We start from the raw sequence: 16,082 nt of genomic DNA, 5'->3' as shown, positions 1-16,082 counted from the left end.
CCCGTCCCGGCCGGTTGGCTGGTGGACATGAGCGGGGTCAATTATCGGGGACGAGCACGGCTGCGGGATCAACAGGCCACGGAGCGGTTATCCGCTCTCCTTGAGGGGGTGGCGGAGCGCGCGGACGGACCGGTGGATGCGGCGTTGGATGCAGAGGGCTTCGAGTCCGCTCGCGATCCTGCCGTCGAAGTGGGCGGGCCTCAACACCGAGAGCCGGTGGCCGTGCGGGCGTTCTTTGCTCGCCCCGCCGTCGTGGTGCTGATCGCTGTGCTGCTCGTGGTGTGCGGGGTCTCCGCGCTGTCCTTGCTGCCGGGCGGCTCGGACCCGGAAGCCTCCGTGGTGGCGGAAGCGGACGCTTCTGGGTCCCCAGAGGATTCGGGGCAGGCATCGGGCGCTGGATCACCAGCCAGCCCACCAGGCCCGGCCCCCAGTCCCGGCGCCCCGCATTCTGCGACTCCAGCCGGGGCGCCCTCATCCGCGCTGACCGTGCACGTGGTCGGTGAGGTGAAAAAACCCGCGGTGGTGCAGTTGTCCCCGGGTGCTCGCGTGATCGACGCCGTGGAAGCCGCCGGAGGGCTCACAGATGCCGCCATCACCGAGCGCATCAATCTGGCTCAGCCCGTTACCGACGGACAACAGGTACTGATCCCCAACAAGCAAACTGCGGCGGACGTGCAAGCCCCGGGACAACCGGCAGGTTCCGCACCCGGGCCACCGGCGGGGGACGACCCTGCAAAGACACCGGGGAGTGAGGGAGCCGGAAAAGTACCTGGTGACGGCGCTGGGAAGAGTGGGGCGGCGTCGGGCGGGATGATCAACCTCAACACCGCGACTGCTGCCGACCTCGAAGAACTACCTCGGGTCGGACCGGTCCTCGCCCAACGCATTATCGATTTCAGAACCGAACAGGGCCCCTTCACCGCCCCCGAGCAACTCGATGATGTGAGTGGAATCGGCCCAGCCATGCTCGACGCCCTGTTGCCACTGGTTACGGTATGAATCGTCGGTGGGACCTCCGCCTGGTCCCGTCGGCCGTCACGGCCTGGTTGTGCTCCATGGTGTTCCTGACCGGCGGGGTTACACCGGCCACGTGGACCGGTCTGGCGTGTGTGGGCGTCACCGGTGCGATGTTGTTCCTAGTGCGTCGTCTTCGGCACCGTCGACGACGCCGCGGCGGCCATCCGTACCCCCGCCACCCACCCGGGCGTCTCACCGAGGTCACGGGGGCGCTCGCCGTCGTGGCCCTCTGCGCCGCCGCTGCCGTGTTGACAGCGTGGAACACGACCCAACCCGCACGCGCTGCACTGAGCGATCATCCGCCCGGGTCGACCGTACGGGTGAGCGCCACGGTGAACGACAAGCCCATGGCGTACTCGAGCCAGTCGTTCGCAGGTCGGGGTGAGGAGGGAGAGGGGACGGCCGTCTCATTACGCACGGAACGGATCGGCAACGATCTGGAGACCACCGAGGTCACCGTCTTCGCCACCCACCCTGACTGGCGAGAACTCGATGACGGCGACAAGGTGACCGCCACGGTGACACTCACCGATACCGCGAGCCCTGCAAAGCTGACGGCACGAGCGTCGTCGGCGCCCGTGGTGGGGAGGGTCCAGAACGAGACGGAACAGGAGCCGGGACTGCTGGAGAGAGCCCGAGCCGACCTGGCGCGGTTGAGCCTGTCCCACGGGGCCGCCGCGGCGGGGCTGGTGCCCGGCATGACGGTGGGGGACACCTCGCAGATCTCACCGTCGCTGACCGAGGACATGCGGACCACCGGACTGACGCACCTCACGGCGGTGTCTGGGTCGAACTGTGCCCTGGTGATGACCCTGACCGGATACGTGGCGCTGGCGATGGGGGCCGGGCGGCGACTGTGCCTCCTGGCGGGTCTGCTGGCACTGGGCTGCTTCGTCCTGCTCGTGGGGCCCGACCCGTCCGTGCTGCGAGCCTCAGTGATGGGTGCGCTTGGTGCACTGAGTATGCTCAGCGGCCGCAACGGGGTGAGCCTCAATGCGCTGAGCGCCGCCGTGATCGGCCTGGTGCTGGTCTCACCGGGGCTGTCCATCGACTTCGGGTTCATCCTGTCGGTGCTCGCGACCGCGGGAATCGTTGTGAGCGGCCGCGCCGTCGCCCGCCTGTTGGCGTTGAAGCTGCCGGTGCCCGTGGCGCTGTGCATCGCCATCCCGTTCGTCGCGCAGCTGTGGTGCGGTCCCGTGCTCCTGCTGCTCAACCCCGCGCTACCCACGTATTCACTGCCGGCCAATATGGCGGCCACACTGCTGGTGCCCGTCGCGACCGTGGCCGGGCTCATCGCCGTCTGTGTCCTGGTCGTCCCCAAGGTGTTGATGCCCGCTCTCCTGCTGATTCCCGGATTGGAAGCCGATCCCGTGACCGGCGCGTGGGAGCGAACCGCGCAGCTTCCTCTTGCGGTCGCCGCTCTGCCGGCCCGCGGGGTCGCCTGGATCGCGGACTTCTTCGCCGGTCTACCGGGCTCACTCACGCCGTGGCCACCGGGCCTCTGGGGCATCGTCCTGCTCGCCGCCATCAGCGTGACGGCCGGAGGAACCCTGCACTGGCTGGACGCGCGGTGCCAACGCCCCACCGACACCCACGGGATCGTGGTGAGGACGCCCGCGCCCGCTCCCATACCCGATCCTGTCTGGCGGCAACTCGCCGACCAACGCCGCCGACGACGCCGCGCGCTCGCCGTCCTCGCGGCCGTCACCACGTTGGTGTTCATCGTTCAGGGGCTGATCTGGTGGCTACGTCCCGCCCCGGCGTGGGATTCGGTGGTGTGCGACGTGGGCCAGGGCGATGCCGTCCTGCACCGCACGGGGGAACACAGCGCAGTGCTGGTGGATGCCGGGCCCGAACCACGGGCCCTGAATTCGTGTATCCGCCAGGCCAAGATCGAGCGGTTGGATGCCGTGATCCTCAGCCACGACCACGCCGACCACACCGCCGGTCTGGAAGCACTTGCGGGTGACTTTCCGGTGGATCACGTCTGGTACTCGACCGCGACCGGTGATGTCCCGGAGGCCGCTCGACACTTCGCTGACCGAGCTCAGGTTCCCCGCCCCGGGGAGACCCTGGAGTTGGGATCGACCACGGTGACCGTTCTGGGGCCCGTGCCACCTTCGGCGGGATCCGGAGCACGCCGATCCGCCCCAAGTTCCGAAGATGAGAACAACGCGTCTCTGGCACTGCGCATCACGATAACCGGCGAGAACGGAACCACCACGTGGCTCTCAGCCGGTGATCTCGAGGAGGACGGCGCCAACCGTCTGATTCGTAGTCAGCCCGATGCTGCCACACTCGAGGCCGACATCCTCAAGGTCTCCCACCACGGTGCCCGCAACGGCGGCACCCGACTCATCGACACTGTGAACCCGGCGCTCGCGGTCATCTCGGTCGGGGAGGACAACACGTACGGCCACCCGCATCCGACTATTACCCAAGCCCTGCAGGACAGTGGAGCCTCTGTGGCAAGAACCGACCAGAACGGCTCTCTCTGGATCCGCAAGGACGGGTCCCGCATTTCCGTCTCGACGCGGTGAAGACACCACCCCGGCCAGGGCCCCTCTCCGTGGTGACGGTACATTGCTCCACAGAGGAGGGTGCCTTGGGACGGGAACTCTGCGAGAACGCAGTCATGAGACGCGTCCCGATAGCTATCCCATAGAGAGGGTTTCACCCGACGGGTTGTCCTTGGGCCAGTGCCAACACATCTTCAGTCGTCAGCGAGTTTCCGCCGATGGCCCAGTCGCCACTGGCAACTTCTTCGATAACACACCACGTAACGGTGCGCAGGTTCTCGCCCTCGATACTCACCATGGTGTCGGTGAGCTTGCGTGCGATCTCGTGTTTCTGTTCGGAAGTGAATACACCTTCGATGATTTTGACGTTGATGAACGGCATGACGTGCTCCCTTATTGAGGTGTCCTGAACAGGACACTTCGACAGTAGGCGTGGAACGTGAGTCGGCGCATCGGCAGCAGCCGCCATTAAACGTGACCGGGCACGATGACCGGTGGCGGGTAGTACCCAACCCGCCAACGAACCAGCAGACGCCGCTCGTGGAAAATCCGGGCCACCCGAAAGCCCGAATCACGTTCCGGAGCTGCGGCGGATCAGCTCGGGCAGCATTGCGGCGGTGGCCGCTCGGGCAGATTTTCCCGACAGGTCGAGTTTTGCGTAGACGTTGGAAAGGTGTCTTTCTACCGTCCGGGCACTTAGCAACATGCGATCGGCGATCTGAGAATTGCTGAACCCTCCGGCAACCAATTCCACGAGCTCGATCTCTCGTGCGGTAAGAACGGCGGTCGGGCGGCGCGTGATACCGGTGAATGCATCGACTTCGGCCAGGAACTGGGGCCATGCGTCCTCCTTCGCGAGGAGGATGTGGTTCGACGACACCAGGGAGACGAAGCGGGCACCAGGAATCATTCGGGCGAGTTGACGACCGTTCTCGAACGGTACGGCCCGATCACCTTCACCATGTACAACGAGGGTTGGCGTAGTTACAGCTGCGGCCGCCCTGCAGACGTCCAGTCCCGCTCTGGCCCGACTGCTCGCCAGAGCGGCTTCAGGGGACATAGAGCGACGTTGCAACTCGTCGAACCAGCGCATCTGAGACTCGGATGCTTCCGGAATGAACGACGTGGTGAACACACGGCGGAATACTGGGTCAGCACGTCCCCAGCCCACTTTGATCAAATGTTCCCTGAGGAGACGCTCCTCTTCTTCCTCTGCTGAGGCGCCGCGTCGAGCCGCACCCAAGGCGTACGCGCCGTAAAGGATGAGAGTGTTCACTCGATCTGGATGGGTATGCGCGTAATCCACGGCCACGGCCCCGCCCTGGGACATACCGAACAAGGTGAAACTGTGGACGCCGGCGGCGGCGATAACGGCTTCGAGGTCTGCCCGCCATGTTTTCAGGGAGTATTCGACCGGAGCGCGATCTGACAGCCCACCACCACGGTCGTCGTAGCGGATGACGGTGAATCGTTGGCCGAGCGCCTCGAGCCAGTGGCGCCAGACAGGGCTCGACCAGTCGTGGTCAAGATGAGTGAGCCACGTGCCGACCCAAACGAGGGGCGGCCCGCTTCCGTGACGCGACCAAGCGATCCGTGTCCCGTCGGCGGAAGTCACGAAGGAGACTTCCATCACCATCCTTGGATTATCCCACGCGTCCATTCATCGATACAGCGGCTCGAACCCCACATCTGCACATCGGTTGAAAACTGAATTGAACGTCGGACCGCTCAACTAGCATGGGCAGCCAGATCACTTCACACCGATCACCATCGCGCAGGTTTGTCCTGCGCCGAGGAGGGCCCATGGCAGCCACGCGCCGTTCCACGCCGTCGAACCCGGGCACTTCCTGGCGGGAAGCCGCACCCCAGCCGCTCGTATTGGCTACCGGGTCGGACGAGTACCTGATCCAGCGAGTGCGTGAGTCCCTGCGTGACCAGATTCGCGAGGAACGGGGAACGTGCGAGGTCACGCTCATTTCTGCGGCCGACTACGCACCGGGGCAGCTTTCGGTGGTCACCAGTCCGTCCTTGTTCGACGAACCCAAGCTCGTGTGCGTCACAGAACTCTCGAGCATGAACGAGAACCTCCTGACGGATGCGCTCTCGTACGTGAAGTCACCGGACCCGGAGGTCACTGTGCTCTGGGAACACGGCGGCGGCAACCGCGGCAAAAAGCTCTTGGATGCGATCAAAGAGAAGGCGCTCGTCGTGGACTGCGCGCCCTTGAAATCCGACCGCGACAAGTCCGCGTTCATCCTGGCCGAGTTCAAGCAGCACGGAAAGCGCATCGAACCCGACGCCGCTCGCGCACTGGCCGCTGCTGTGGGCACCAGTACCGCAGAACTCGCGGCCGCGTGCGCGCAGTTGATCTCGGACGGCCCCACCACCATCGATCACGACCTGGTGGAGAAGTACTACGGCGGACGCGTTGAGGTCACCGCATTCCGCGTAGCCGACGCCGCCGTGGCCGGTAACGCCGACCAAGCCCTGAAGCTCTGGCGGCAGGCGGTGGATGTGGGAGTGGATCCCGTACCCATGGTGGCCGCATTGGGCGCCAAACTGCGCCTCATCGCATTGGTGGCCGGATCCCGGGGTAGCTCGGGAAGCGTGGCGCGGGATGTCGGCGCTGCACCGTGGCAGGTGGATCGTGCTCAGAACGAGGCCCGCCGTTTCACTCCGGGGCACGTGATCGAAGCACTCAAGGCCATTGCTCACGCGGATGCCCAGGTCAAGGGGGAGTCCCGTACCCCGTACTACGCGGTCGAACGTGCCATTACCGTGATCGCGACATCCGGAAGGCACTGACCCCGACTCAGTATCCGTCGCCGGTAGCGTGTAAACATTTCGGGCAGGGCCTCGCATCCTGAACTGCGATTCTGGTACATACCTCCACCCAGAATGTCAGCAGGTACGAACCACTGTCCCAGAGGTCTCCCAGGACGCGAACCACCGCCCCCGCTCTCTCCCGGAACGGGAACTACCGCCCCAGATGTCTCCGTGAACGGGAACTACCGCCCGAGATGTCCATAATGGGCGGCACTGACCGCACCCAAACAGCAATGCTGTCGGCCACCTCGCCCAGCGGTCGTCCTCGGACATTCAGTGTGCCGATAGAACCCTCCGCTGCACGGAGTGCGGCGCTAGAACCCTTCCGAGACTCCCACCAGGTTCTAACCACCCTTGAGGTGACGTGTAACGCCCTAACCACCCTTCATGTGACGTGGAGGGCCCTCACGGCGCCTGACGTTTCTGCTTGCTATGACACCCGACACCGCTTATGACATGCCCGGGCCATACAGACATTTCTGCCTATAACCCCTATAACCCGCATATGACCCTAGATCCCAGAATGCGGCAAACGCGGGAGATGGAGATACAGCAAGAGCCCGGTACCTCGAGGTACCGGGCTCTCAGGCTGTCAGCTGAGGCTTAATCAGATCTTGGAGACCTTCTTGGCCAGGCCGGACTTCTTGTTGGCCGCGGTGTTCTTGTGCAGAACACCCTTGGACACGGCCTTGTCCAGCTTGCGGGACACGATGCGCAGGTTCGACTCGGCGGCGTCCTTGTCGGAAGCGCCGATAGCGTCGTTGACCTTGCGGATCAGGGTCTTCAGCTCGGACTTGTAAGCCTTGTTGCGCAGGCGAGCCTTCTCGTTGGTGAGGATGCGCTTCTTCTGCGACTTGATGTTGGCCACGTATAACTCCTAAAACTGTTCACGGAATTTCGGTCAGTGAGGGCTCACGGATGATCATCGACTGAGTGTGAGAGTGGGGATGCTCGGTGGCAACCATCCGCTGTGCCCGACGACCAGCGCGGACACACAGCGATAAAGCTTATCAGATCAACGTGTCCAGCGCCGGTTCCCGAGTTCTCGGGCCACGTCGTCGAAACGTTGGCGGTCCAGAACGGCGCCCTCACGACGGACATCGGCGGCCAGCACGGGAATCACGCGGTTGAGGCGAGCTTCCGACGGCCGGCCGTCGCGATCCCACGTGCCGGTTCCGACATCCACGAAGTTCGGATCGTTGTAGGACGCATTGTCGTAGTCCTTGGAGGTGAGCATCAGGCACAGCAGGTAGTCACCGGCGCGGTCCACGATCAGCACGGGACGGTCCTTGCCCTGATGGTGGTCCTCCTGGAACGGCACCCAGGTCCACACGACTTCTCCAGGATCCGGACGGCCGTCCGGGTGGGGGTCGTAGTGCGGATTCACGGGACCGGTCCAGTCACCGAGATACGGCTTGGACAGCCGACCACCGGACGAGGGTTGCGAGGAGGGCGCCTGGTACTGGCCACCCGGTTCGTATTGACCGCGCGGTTCATACCGGCCCTGAGGCTCGTACTGGCCCTGCTGCGGCGTCGGACGCTGCTGCATGTCCGGGCGGGAGTCCTGGCCGCGGTTCTGCTGCATGGAACCGGACACTCGTTTGTACATGCGGTAGGCCCGAAGGCCCTGGCGCGCGAGGCGCATGAAATCTGCCATGTCCCCGAGTCTAATGGCGGCACGCAACCCGCCCCGCGTGAGTCATGGACGCCCGGTTCGCCCATCCGCACGGAACGTGGGAAACTGGGGAGTCATCCTGAGAACGAAAGGACCGCCTGTGTCACCGTTGGCCGTCAATCCACCGGCACCCGCCTCGACCGACCCCTCGGTGCTCAGAAACTTCTGCATCATCGCCCACATCGACCACGGCAAGTCCACGCTGGCCGACCGCATGCTGCAGGCCACCGGTGTGGTGACCCCGCGACAGATGAAGGCCCAGTACCTGGACCGCATGGACATTGAGCGCGAACGCGGTATCACCATCAAGTCTCAGGCCGTGCGCATGCCGTGGAACGTGGACGGCACCGACTACGCACTGAACATGATCGACACCCCCGGCCATGTGGACTTCACGTACGAAGTCTCCCGTTCCTTGGCCGCGTGCGAAGCCACTCTTCTGTTGGTGGACGCCGCGCAGGGCATCGAGGCCCAGACGCTGGCGAACCTCTACTTGGCGCTCGAGAACGATCTCACGATCATCCCCGTGCTCAACAAGATCGATCTACCCGCGGCCCAGCCGGACAAGTACGCGGAAGAACTCGCGAACCTGATCGGCGTGGAGCCTGAAGAGGTGCTGCGCGTGTCCGGCAAGACCGGCATGGGCGTTGAAGCGTTGCTGGACAAGATCGTGCAGGACGTACCGCCGCCCCAAGGTGTCAAGGACGCCCCCTCACGCGCGATGATCTTCGATTCCGTGTACGACACCTACCGCGGCGTGGTCACCTACGTGCGCGTGGTGGACGGCACCCTCAAGCCCCGTGAACGTATCCGCATGATGTCCACGGGCGCCGCTCATGAAATGCTGGAAATCGGTGTAATTTCCCCCGAGCCCATGCCGTCCAAGGGACTCAGCGTGGGCGAAGTGGGTTACCTGATCACCGGAGTGAAGGACGTCCGCCAGTCCCGCGTGGGCGATACGGTCACCTCCCACATCAAGCCCGCCGAGGAATCCCTGGGCGGTTACGAAGACCCCAAGCCCATGGTCTTCTCGGGCCTGTTCCCGGTCGAGGGCTCGGATTACCCCGTCCTTCGCGACGCACTCGAAAAGCTCCAGCTCAACGACGCCGCTCTGGTCTACGAACCCGAGACCTCCACCGCGTTGGGCTTCGGTTTCCGCTGCGGCTTCCTGGGTTTGCTCCACTTGGAGATCACCCGCGACAGGTTGGAGCGCGAGTTCAACCTGGACCTGATCTCCACGGCACCCTCGGTGTCCTACAACGTGACGCTCGAGGACAACACAGAGACCGAGGTGACCAACCCGTCCGAGTTCCCCGAGGGCCGCATCAACGAGATCCGCGAGCCGATGGTCTCCGCCACGGTGCTCGTGCCTTCCGAGTTCATCGGCGCGGTCATGGAACTGTGCCAGTCCAAGCGCGGCGAGATGAAGGGGATGGATTACCTCTCCGAGGACCGCGTGGAGCTGCGCTACCGCCTACCGCTCGCGGAAATCGTGTTCGACTTCTTCGATCTGCTCAAGTCCAAGACCCGCGGTTACGCCTCCCTGGACTGGAAGGCGGACGGCGAACAAGCCGCGGACCTGGTCAAGGTGGACATCCTGCTGCAGGGCGAGCAAGTGGATGCGTTCAGCGCCATCACCCACAAGGACAAGGCCTACTCCTACGGGGTGGTCATGACCGGCAAGCTCAAGAACCTGATCCCGCGTCAGCAGTACGAAGTGCCCATTCAGGCGGCCATCGGCTCGCGCATCATCGCGCGCGAAAACATCCGTGCGATCCGCAAGGACGTGCTCTCCAAATGCTACGGCGGCGACATCTCCCGTAAGCGCAAGCTGCTCGAGAAGCAGAAGGAAGGCAAGAAGCGCATGAAGATGGTGGGCCGCGTTGAGGTTCCCCAGGAGGCCTTCGTGGCCGCGCTGTCCTCCGATGAAGAATCGGGCAAGGACAAGAAGAAGTAATGCCCGCTCAGCCCGAAGGGGACCCGGCTCCCGCGGACGGGTCCCTGCCCTCGAGTGCGGTGGCCCGAGCGGGCGATCGCACGCTGAGCCTGTACGTGCACGTCCCGTTCTGCGCCGTGCGCTGCGGGTACTGCGACTTCAACACCTACACAATGTCGCAGCTAGGCCCGGGCGTGTCCCGCGACGATTACCATCACGACGCCGCCGCGGAAGTACTTTTCGGCCGTTCCGTTCTCGACGCCGCTGGGGCACCCCCGCGCCCGCTGCACAGCGTGTTCTTCGGCGGCGGCACACCCACCTTGCTCCCGGCCGAGAACCTCGCCGATGTCCTGGTCCAGGCCAGGGAATGCTTTGGGCTCGCTCCGGACGCCGAGGTCACGGTGGAGGCCAACCCGGACTCGGTCACGGACCGCACGTTCGAGATCCTCGCGGAAGCGGGAGTGACGCGGGTGTCCTTCGGGATGCAGTCCGCCGTGCCGCACGTGTTGCAGGTCCTGGAACGTACCCACACCCCGGCCAATGTTCCACTGGCGGTGTCCGGTGCGCGCAAGGCGGGACTCTCGGCCAGCGTGGACCTGATCTACGGAACACCGGGGGAGACCGTGGCGGATTGGCAACGCTCCGTCGAGGCCGCACTGGAGCTCGAACCCGACCATATCTCAGCGTATTCGTTGATCATCGAGGACGGAACCAAGCTCGCAGCGCAGATCCGGCGCGGTGAGGTACCCGAGGTGGATCCCGACGATCAGGCAGAGAAGTACATCCTGGCCGATCGCCTACTGCGCGAAGCCGGATTCGAATGGTACGAGGTCTCCAACTGGTCCCGCGCCGCCGAAGGCCGCAGCGCCGAGCAGAACCGCAGCGCACACAACATTGCGTATTGGCGGAATCAGGACTGGTGGGGCATCGGCCCCGGAGCCCATTCCCACATGGACGGCGTGCGCTGGTGGAACATCAAGCACCCGCTGCCGTACACGAACAAGGTCCGTGACGGGGTATCACCGGCCGTGGGCCGCGAAACCCTGGATCCGGACACGCAGTACCTCGAGCACGTGATGCTGGGGATCCGCATACGTGAGGGTCTTGAGACTTCAAGTCTGCGTCCCGAAGGGCGTAACGCGGTGGCCGGGCTCATCGCGGACGGCTGGGTGGACGGGCCCGCCGCGATCGCTGGGCGCGTGATACTCACCGACCAAGGTCGTCTCATGGCCGACGCCGTGACCCGTCGCCTGCTCGACTGGTGACGCATCCGCCGCTGGGCGCAGCCGTCCGGTGGAATGCCACCACGAAGTGGCGCGCAGGGCAGTAGAACGAAACGCGAACAAAAACCGCCGCGTCCGGATCAACCGGACGCGGCGGCGTCGTCATAGCTGAGGTGAGGTTCAGGCCTTGGCGGAACGCCTGGTCTGCAGCTTGTCGAAAAGGTGTGTGTTGCCGCGGTATTGGTAGGGCTCGCCCTGGTTGACCTTGATGCCGGCAATCACCGATTGGACCGCCAGAACGACCCAGGTGAGGGCGGCTACCAAGGCAAAGACCCAACCGACCGCGGGAATCAGGGACAACGCAATGCCCACCAGGATGATCAGGGTGGGCAACAGGGAAAAGTTGAGCGCTTCGCGGGACTCCTGGCGGGTGAACGGTCCGCGATCTCCCAGCGTGCGGTGAATCAAGTAGCTGGGCAGTGCACCGGCGACACCGCCCAGGTGCGCGAGGGTGGCGAACTGCCTGTCCTGGGAAATATCCAAGGGTTCGGCCTGGGCGGAGATGCTCTCGAAAGCGGGAGCGTTACCGGTCACCGATCGGGAACCGGAGGGGGCGGAGGCTTGATCAACCACAGATGTCTCTTTCCGGGGCAACGAGCCCGTCGTGCAGCGAGATGCTGCGCTTGAAGTATTCGGTTCATTCTAGGGGCCTGAGTCTGTGTTCGAGCTGAGCCGGCGATGTTACTCGCACCACCCCGAAGGGCCACCATTGGCTCTGATCCATAGCCTCGGTAGTGCATTTGCTCCATTGACGTCGCGGGGGGAATTACTGCGGTGCCGTGAGGAAATCGATGAGCTCCTCGACCCGTCCCAGCAGTGATGGTTCCAGGTCCGAGTAGGAGTCCACGCGGGCCAGAATCCGCTGCCAGGCCTGCCCGATGTCCGCGGGAGTCTTATGGGGCAGACCCAGCGCCTTGGCCATGCCCGTTTTCCAATCGATCCCGCGCGGAATCACGGGCCACTCCTGTAAGCCCAGAACCGAGGGTTTCACGGCCTGCCAGATGTCCACATACGGGTGGCCAAGGACCAACAAATTGCCCTGGGCCCCGGGAACGCGCAGCGCGTCCGCAGCGATCTTGGATTCCTTGGATCCTGTGACCAGGTGGTCCACCAGAACGCCGAGTCGTCTTTCGCGGCCCGGATTGAACTCGCGGACCGCCGCGGGAAGATCGTCGATACCGTGCAGCGGTTCCACCACGATGCCCTCGACCGCCAAGTCATGACCCCAGACCTTGGCGACCAGTTCGGCGTCGTGATAGCCCTCGACCCAGATGCGTGACTCCTTGGCCACGCTGGCGCGCAACCCCTCCACCGCCACGGAGCCCGAGCGGGTGCGAGCGGGTTTCTTGGGCCCGGTCTTTCGCGCGGGTGGCCCCAGCTTGATGGGCTCACCGTCGAGCAGGAACCCGGGTCCGAGCGGAAAGGTCTTGATCTTCCCGTGCCGGTCCTCCAGACCGACCACGCGCATACCACCAATGGTTTCCAGGCTCACCGCGGCACCCACCCAGCCGGTCTGCGCATCTTCGAGAACCATGCCGGGTTCCAGCGCGGTCTCGCGGGGCACGGGTCCGGTGCGGGCCACCGCTGGGCTGGTCAAATCCTGCGGGCCCCAGGTCCAACCGGATGCTGTCACGATGCGCCGTCCTCACGTGCGGGGTGGATGATCAGCCGCGAGCGTACCAAATAGCGTGCGGGGAGACCGGGGGTAGACTCATGTGAATTAGCACTGTCAACCATTGAGTGCCAAAATAGCCACGGAGACCAGATCCATGGTGCAAGCCCGTCCACGCCGGGGAGGTGACACGAGTGAGCCAGCCGCGCAGAGCAGAAATCTTGCGGGCCATTGTCGAGGACTACGTCCATTCACGGGAGCCCGTGGGATCCAAGGCGCTGGTGGAACGGCATCAATTGGGCGTTTCCTCCGCCACCGTCCGCAACGACATGGCCGCGTTGGAGGAAGACGGCCTGATCGTGGCCCCGCACACCAGTTCCGGCCGCATCCCTACGGACAAGGGTTACCGCACCTTCGTGGACCAGATTGCCTCGGTTCGGCCATTGTCGTCTCCGCAGAAACGCGCCATCCAGTCGTTCCTGGACGGCGCGGACGACCTCGACGACGCCATGGAACGCACCGTGCGGCTCCTCGCCCAGCTAACGCACCAGGTGGCAGTGATCCAGTACCCGGCGGCCTCCGGCACCACCCTGCGCCACGTGGAGCTCGTGGACGTGGGCGGCACCTCCCTGCTGGTCGTGTTCATTCCAACGTCCGGCCGGGTCCTGCAGCGCATCGTTGAAGTGAGCCGGGCACTGCCTGAGCACGAACTCATGGAGCTGCGGGCCCGTGTGCTGGCGTCGGTCATGGGGCGGCCCCTGCAGGACGTACCCGCGGGCGCCTCGAACCTGGTTCGGCAGCTGCCCCCGGAACTGGCCGAGGCCGGCACGGTGGTGGCCGAGGCACTCGCGTCGCTCGCGGCGTCGTCGGAGGACCACCGACTGGTCATGGCCGGCACGGCCAACCTGGCGCGCTTCAGCGGTGACTTTGCTCTCAGTATCGGTCCCGTGCTCGAAGCACTTGAGGAACAAGTGGTCATGCTGCGATTGTTGTCAGAGATGCAACAGGATGTCCGTGGTGTGGCCGTGCGTATCGGGTCCGACAGTACCGACGACCCGCTCGCGGAAACTTCCGTGGTGGCCACCGGCTACGGCCCAGAATCCGTGTCCAAACTGGGCGTGGTGGGTCCCACCCGAATGGATTACCCCTCCACCATGGCCGCGGTCCGCGCCGTGGCACGCTATTTGTCCCACACGCTGGGGGAGTAGCGGCGCCCGCCGTGGCACCGTTCCCCATCCGCGTTGAGAAACACACACTGACGAAAGAAGAATCGATTCCATCGTGAGCGATCACTACGAAACCCTGGGCGTGACCCGGGATGCCAGCCCGGAAGAGATCAAGCGCGCCTACCGCAAGAAGGCCCGCAAACTCCACCCGGACGTGAATCCCTCCCCGGAGGCCGCCGAAGAGTTCAAGCGTGTGTCCCACGCGAACGATGTCCTGGCGGACCCCGAAAAGCGCCGCGTCTACGACGCCACGGGTAACGAGAACGGAACCGACACCGGTTTCGGCGGGGGCTTCCCCGGCTCCGGCTTCGGTTTCGCGGACATCTTCGAGACCTTCTTCCAGGGCGCCGGTGCCGCCGGGCAGCGCGGGCCCCAGTCCCGTACCCGACAGGGCCAGGACGCGCTCATCAACGTGCGCATTTCGCTGAAGGACGCAGTGTTCGGCATTGAGAAGGACATCACCGTGGACACCGCGGTCGTCTGCCCCACGTGTCAAGGTTCGTGCTGCCAGCCCGGCACCAGCCCCACCACGTGCTCCATGTGCCGCGGCTCCGGTCACATGCAGTACCAGAAGCAGTCGATCCTGGGTGTGGTGACCACCCAGGCACCGTGCGCGTCCTGTAACGGCTTCGGCACCGTGATCGAGAACCCATGCCACGAATGCTACGGCGAGGGTCGCGTGCGTGACCGCCGCCCGCTCACCATCAAGATTCCGGCGGGCGTCCAGTCCGGTAACCGCATCCGACTCTCGGGTCAGGGTGAGGCCGGTACCGCCGGCGGACCCAACGGTGACCTCTACGTGGAACTCAAGGTCGATCCCGACCCCACCTTCCATCGCGAAGGCGACGACCTGCACGCCCGCCTCCGCATTCCCATGACCTCGGCCGCCCTGGGTACCACGGTCCAGCTCGACACGTTCGACGGCGCTCGCGACGTCGACGTCGCCTCGGGCACCCAGTCGGGTGCCACCGTGACGCTCGAGGATCTGGGCGTGACCCACCTGCGTGGCAAGGGCCGCGGTGATCTTCAGGTGCACATCGAGGTGGAGACCCCGCAGGATCTCAACTCCGAGCAGCGGGACTTGATCGAGCAGTTGGCCACCCTGCGCAATGAGCGCCGCTCGGACGCAACCACCATGAACACGCCGTCCTCCGGTGGCTTCTTCTCCCGGCTCAAGGATCGGTTCAACGATCTGTGACGGATCCGGTCTTCTTCGCCGACGGTTCCGAACTGAACGGCGCGAGCGCCGGTGAGGAGTTCGTCCTCGCCGGCGCCGAGGCGCGCCACGCGGTCACAGTCCGCAGGCTACGGGCGGGGGAGACCCTCGATCTCGTGGACGGCGCCGGGAAGCGGGCAGCGTGCGAATTCGTGAGCGGTGAGAAAGACACCATGACCGTTCGGGTCGTCTCCGTGACGCAGGAGCCCGCCCCCGCCACCGAGTTCGTTCTGGTCCAGGCGCTGGCCAAGGGTGACCGTGATCTGCAGGCCGCCGAGAGCGCCACCGAGCTGGGCGTGGACCGGGTGATCCCGTGGCAGGCAGACCGAAGCATTGTGCGACTCAAGCCCGAACGCGCCGCCAAGACTCTCGCCAAATGGCAGTCCACGATGGCCGCTGCGGCCAAGCAGTCACGGCGTGCGCGCTGGCCCGAGCTCGGGGAGCACGTGAATTCGAGCGGCCTTGCCTCCTTGATGCAACAGGAAAGCGGAACTTTGTGGTTCGTGCTGCACGAGTCCTCCGCTGTCTCCTGGGGCGGTCTCGAATCCCAAGAGCTCTCCGGAGCCGAGTCGATCGGTGTGATCGTGGGCCCAGAGGGCGGGATCAGCGATCAGGAACTGAATCGGTTCGTCGCGGCAGGGGCGAGACCCCTGAAGCTCGGCCACGAGGTCATGCGCGCCTCGACCGCCGGACCGGCAGCTCTGGCCGCATTGTGTGCCTTGACCGGGCGTTGGGCCTGATCTCCAGCGCCGCCGTGGCTCGCTCATCGGCG

At 64.9% G+C, this 16,082-nt stretch carries 14 protein-coding genes; 8 read left to right on the top strand and 6 right to left on the bottom strand.

The features are described from left to right. Positions 1–27 precede the first annotated feature (27 nt). Both RF638_RS10735 and RF638_RS10730 read left to right on the top strand, forming a co-directional pair. Positions 28–999, top strand: a complete 972-nt coding sequence (locus RF638_RS10735) for a helix-hairpin-helix domain-containing protein (RefSeq protein ID WP_368842005.1) — start codon at positions 28–30, stop codon at positions 997–999. Continuing rightward, complete coding sequence (locus RF638_RS10730; protein WP_129699334.1) at positions 996–3,557, top strand: ComEC/Rec2 family competence protein; 2,562 nt, start codon at positions 996–998, stop codon at positions 3,555–3,557. Before RF638_RS10735 ends, RF638_RS10730 begins: the two co-directional genes overlap by 4 nt. A gap of 133 nt (positions 3,558–3,690) precedes the next feature. Here the strand turns inward: RF638_RS10730 and RF638_RS10725 are convergent, their stop codons facing one another. Continuing rightward, positions 3,691–3,918, bottom strand: a complete 228-nt coding sequence (locus RF638_RS10725) for a 4-oxalocrotonate tautomerase family protein (protein WP_095797970.1) — start codon at positions 3,916–3,918, stop codon at positions 3,691–3,693. A 189-nt stretch (positions 3,919–4,107) separates the two neighbouring features. Beyond that, a complete protein-coding gene (locus tag RF638_RS10720; RefSeq protein ID WP_259913143.1) occupies positions 4,108–5,172 on the bottom strand; it encodes an alpha/beta fold hydrolase in 1,065 nt (354 codons plus the stop codon). A gap of 167 nt (positions 5,173–5,339) precedes the next feature. Between RF638_RS10720 and holA the strand changes: the two genes are divergently transcribed. Continuing rightward, positions 5,340–6,341 carry a DNA polymerase III subunit delta gene (holA, locus tag RF638_RS10715; protein ID WP_129699338.1) on the top strand — a complete coding sequence of 334 codons (1,002 nt, stop codon included), beginning with the start codon at positions 5,340–5,342 and terminating at the stop codon, positions 6,339–6,341. A gap of 628 nt (positions 6,342–6,969) precedes the next feature. Here the strand turns inward: holA and rpsT are convergent. Both rpsT and RF638_RS10705 read right to left on the bottom strand, forming a co-directional pair. After that, on the bottom strand, positions 6,970–7,230 hold the full coding sequence (rpsT, locus tag RF638_RS10710; RefSeq protein WP_368842004.1) for a 30S ribosomal protein S20: 261 nt from the start codon (positions 7,228–7,230) through the stop codon (positions 6,970–6,972). A gap of 147 nt (positions 7,231–7,377) precedes the next feature. Further along, a complete protein-coding gene (locus RF638_RS10705) occupies positions 7,378–8,019 on the bottom strand; it encodes a type II toxin-antitoxin system PemK/MazF family toxin (RefSeq protein ID WP_095797967.1) in 642 nt (213 codons plus the stop codon). A gap of 118 nt (positions 8,020–8,137) precedes the next feature. Here RF638_RS10705 and lepA point away from each other — a divergent pair, with 118 nt between their 5' ends. After that, positions 8,138–9,994: a translation elongation factor 4 gene (lepA, locus tag RF638_RS10700; RefSeq protein ID WP_095797966.1), complete on the top strand. Its 1,857-nt coding sequence runs from the start codon at positions 8,138–8,140 to the stop codon at positions 9,992–9,994. After that, positions 9,994–11,238 (top strand): radical SAM family heme chaperone HemW, encoded by a 1,245-nt coding sequence (hemW, locus tag RF638_RS10695; protein ID WP_368628901.1) that lies wholly within the window; start codon positions 9,994–9,996, stop codon positions 11,236–11,238. Before lepA ends, hemW begins: the two co-directional genes overlap by 1 nt. A gap of 138 nt (positions 11,239–11,376) precedes the next feature. On the opposite strand, the gene RF638_RS10690 is transcribed toward hemW, so the two are convergent. After that, a complete protein-coding gene (locus RF638_RS10690; RefSeq protein ID WP_368628900.1) occupies positions 11,377–11,829 on the bottom strand; it encodes a DUF4870 domain-containing protein in 453 nt (150 codons plus the stop codon). 193 nt (positions 11,830–12,022) lie between these two features. Beyond that, positions 12,023–12,889, bottom strand: a complete 867-nt coding sequence (locus RF638_RS10685) for a DUF3097 domain-containing protein (RefSeq protein ID WP_095797963.1) — start codon at positions 12,887–12,889, stop codon at positions 12,023–12,025. A gap of 173 nt (positions 12,890–13,062) precedes the next feature. Between RF638_RS10685 and hrcA the strand changes: the two genes are divergently transcribed. The 3 genes from hrcA to RF638_RS10670 all read left to right on the top strand — a co-directional run bounded on the left by hrcA (position 13,063) and on the right by RF638_RS10670 (position 16,050). Then, positions 13,063–14,076 (top strand): heat-inducible transcriptional repressor HrcA, encoded by a 1,014-nt coding sequence (hrcA, locus tag RF638_RS10680; protein WP_095797962.1) that lies wholly within the window; start codon positions 13,063–13,065, stop codon positions 14,074–14,076. Positions 14,077–14,149: 73 nt separating this feature from the next. Then, entirely contained in the window at positions 14,150–15,292 is a 1,143-nt protein-coding gene (gene dnaJ, locus RF638_RS10675; RefSeq protein ID WP_095797961.1) for a molecular chaperone DnaJ, read from the top strand. Next, positions 15,289–16,050 (top strand): 16S rRNA (uracil(1498)-N(3))-methyltransferase, encoded by a 762-nt coding sequence (locus RF638_RS10670; RefSeq protein WP_095797960.1) that lies wholly within the window; start codon positions 15,289–15,291, stop codon positions 16,048–16,050. The genes dnaJ and RF638_RS10670 overlap by 4 nt, the downstream gene beginning before the upstream one ends. Positions 16,051–16,082: the final 32 nt, after the last annotated feature.

Source organism: Kocuria sp. CPCC 205235 (assembly GCF_040980905.1).
Lineage (GTDB): Bacteria > Actinomycetota > Actinomycetes > Actinomycetales > Micrococcaceae > Kocuria > Kocuria carniphila.
The sequence above is the reverse complement of the archived record's forward strand: the minus strand, read 5'-3'. Positions and strand labels throughout refer to the sequence as shown.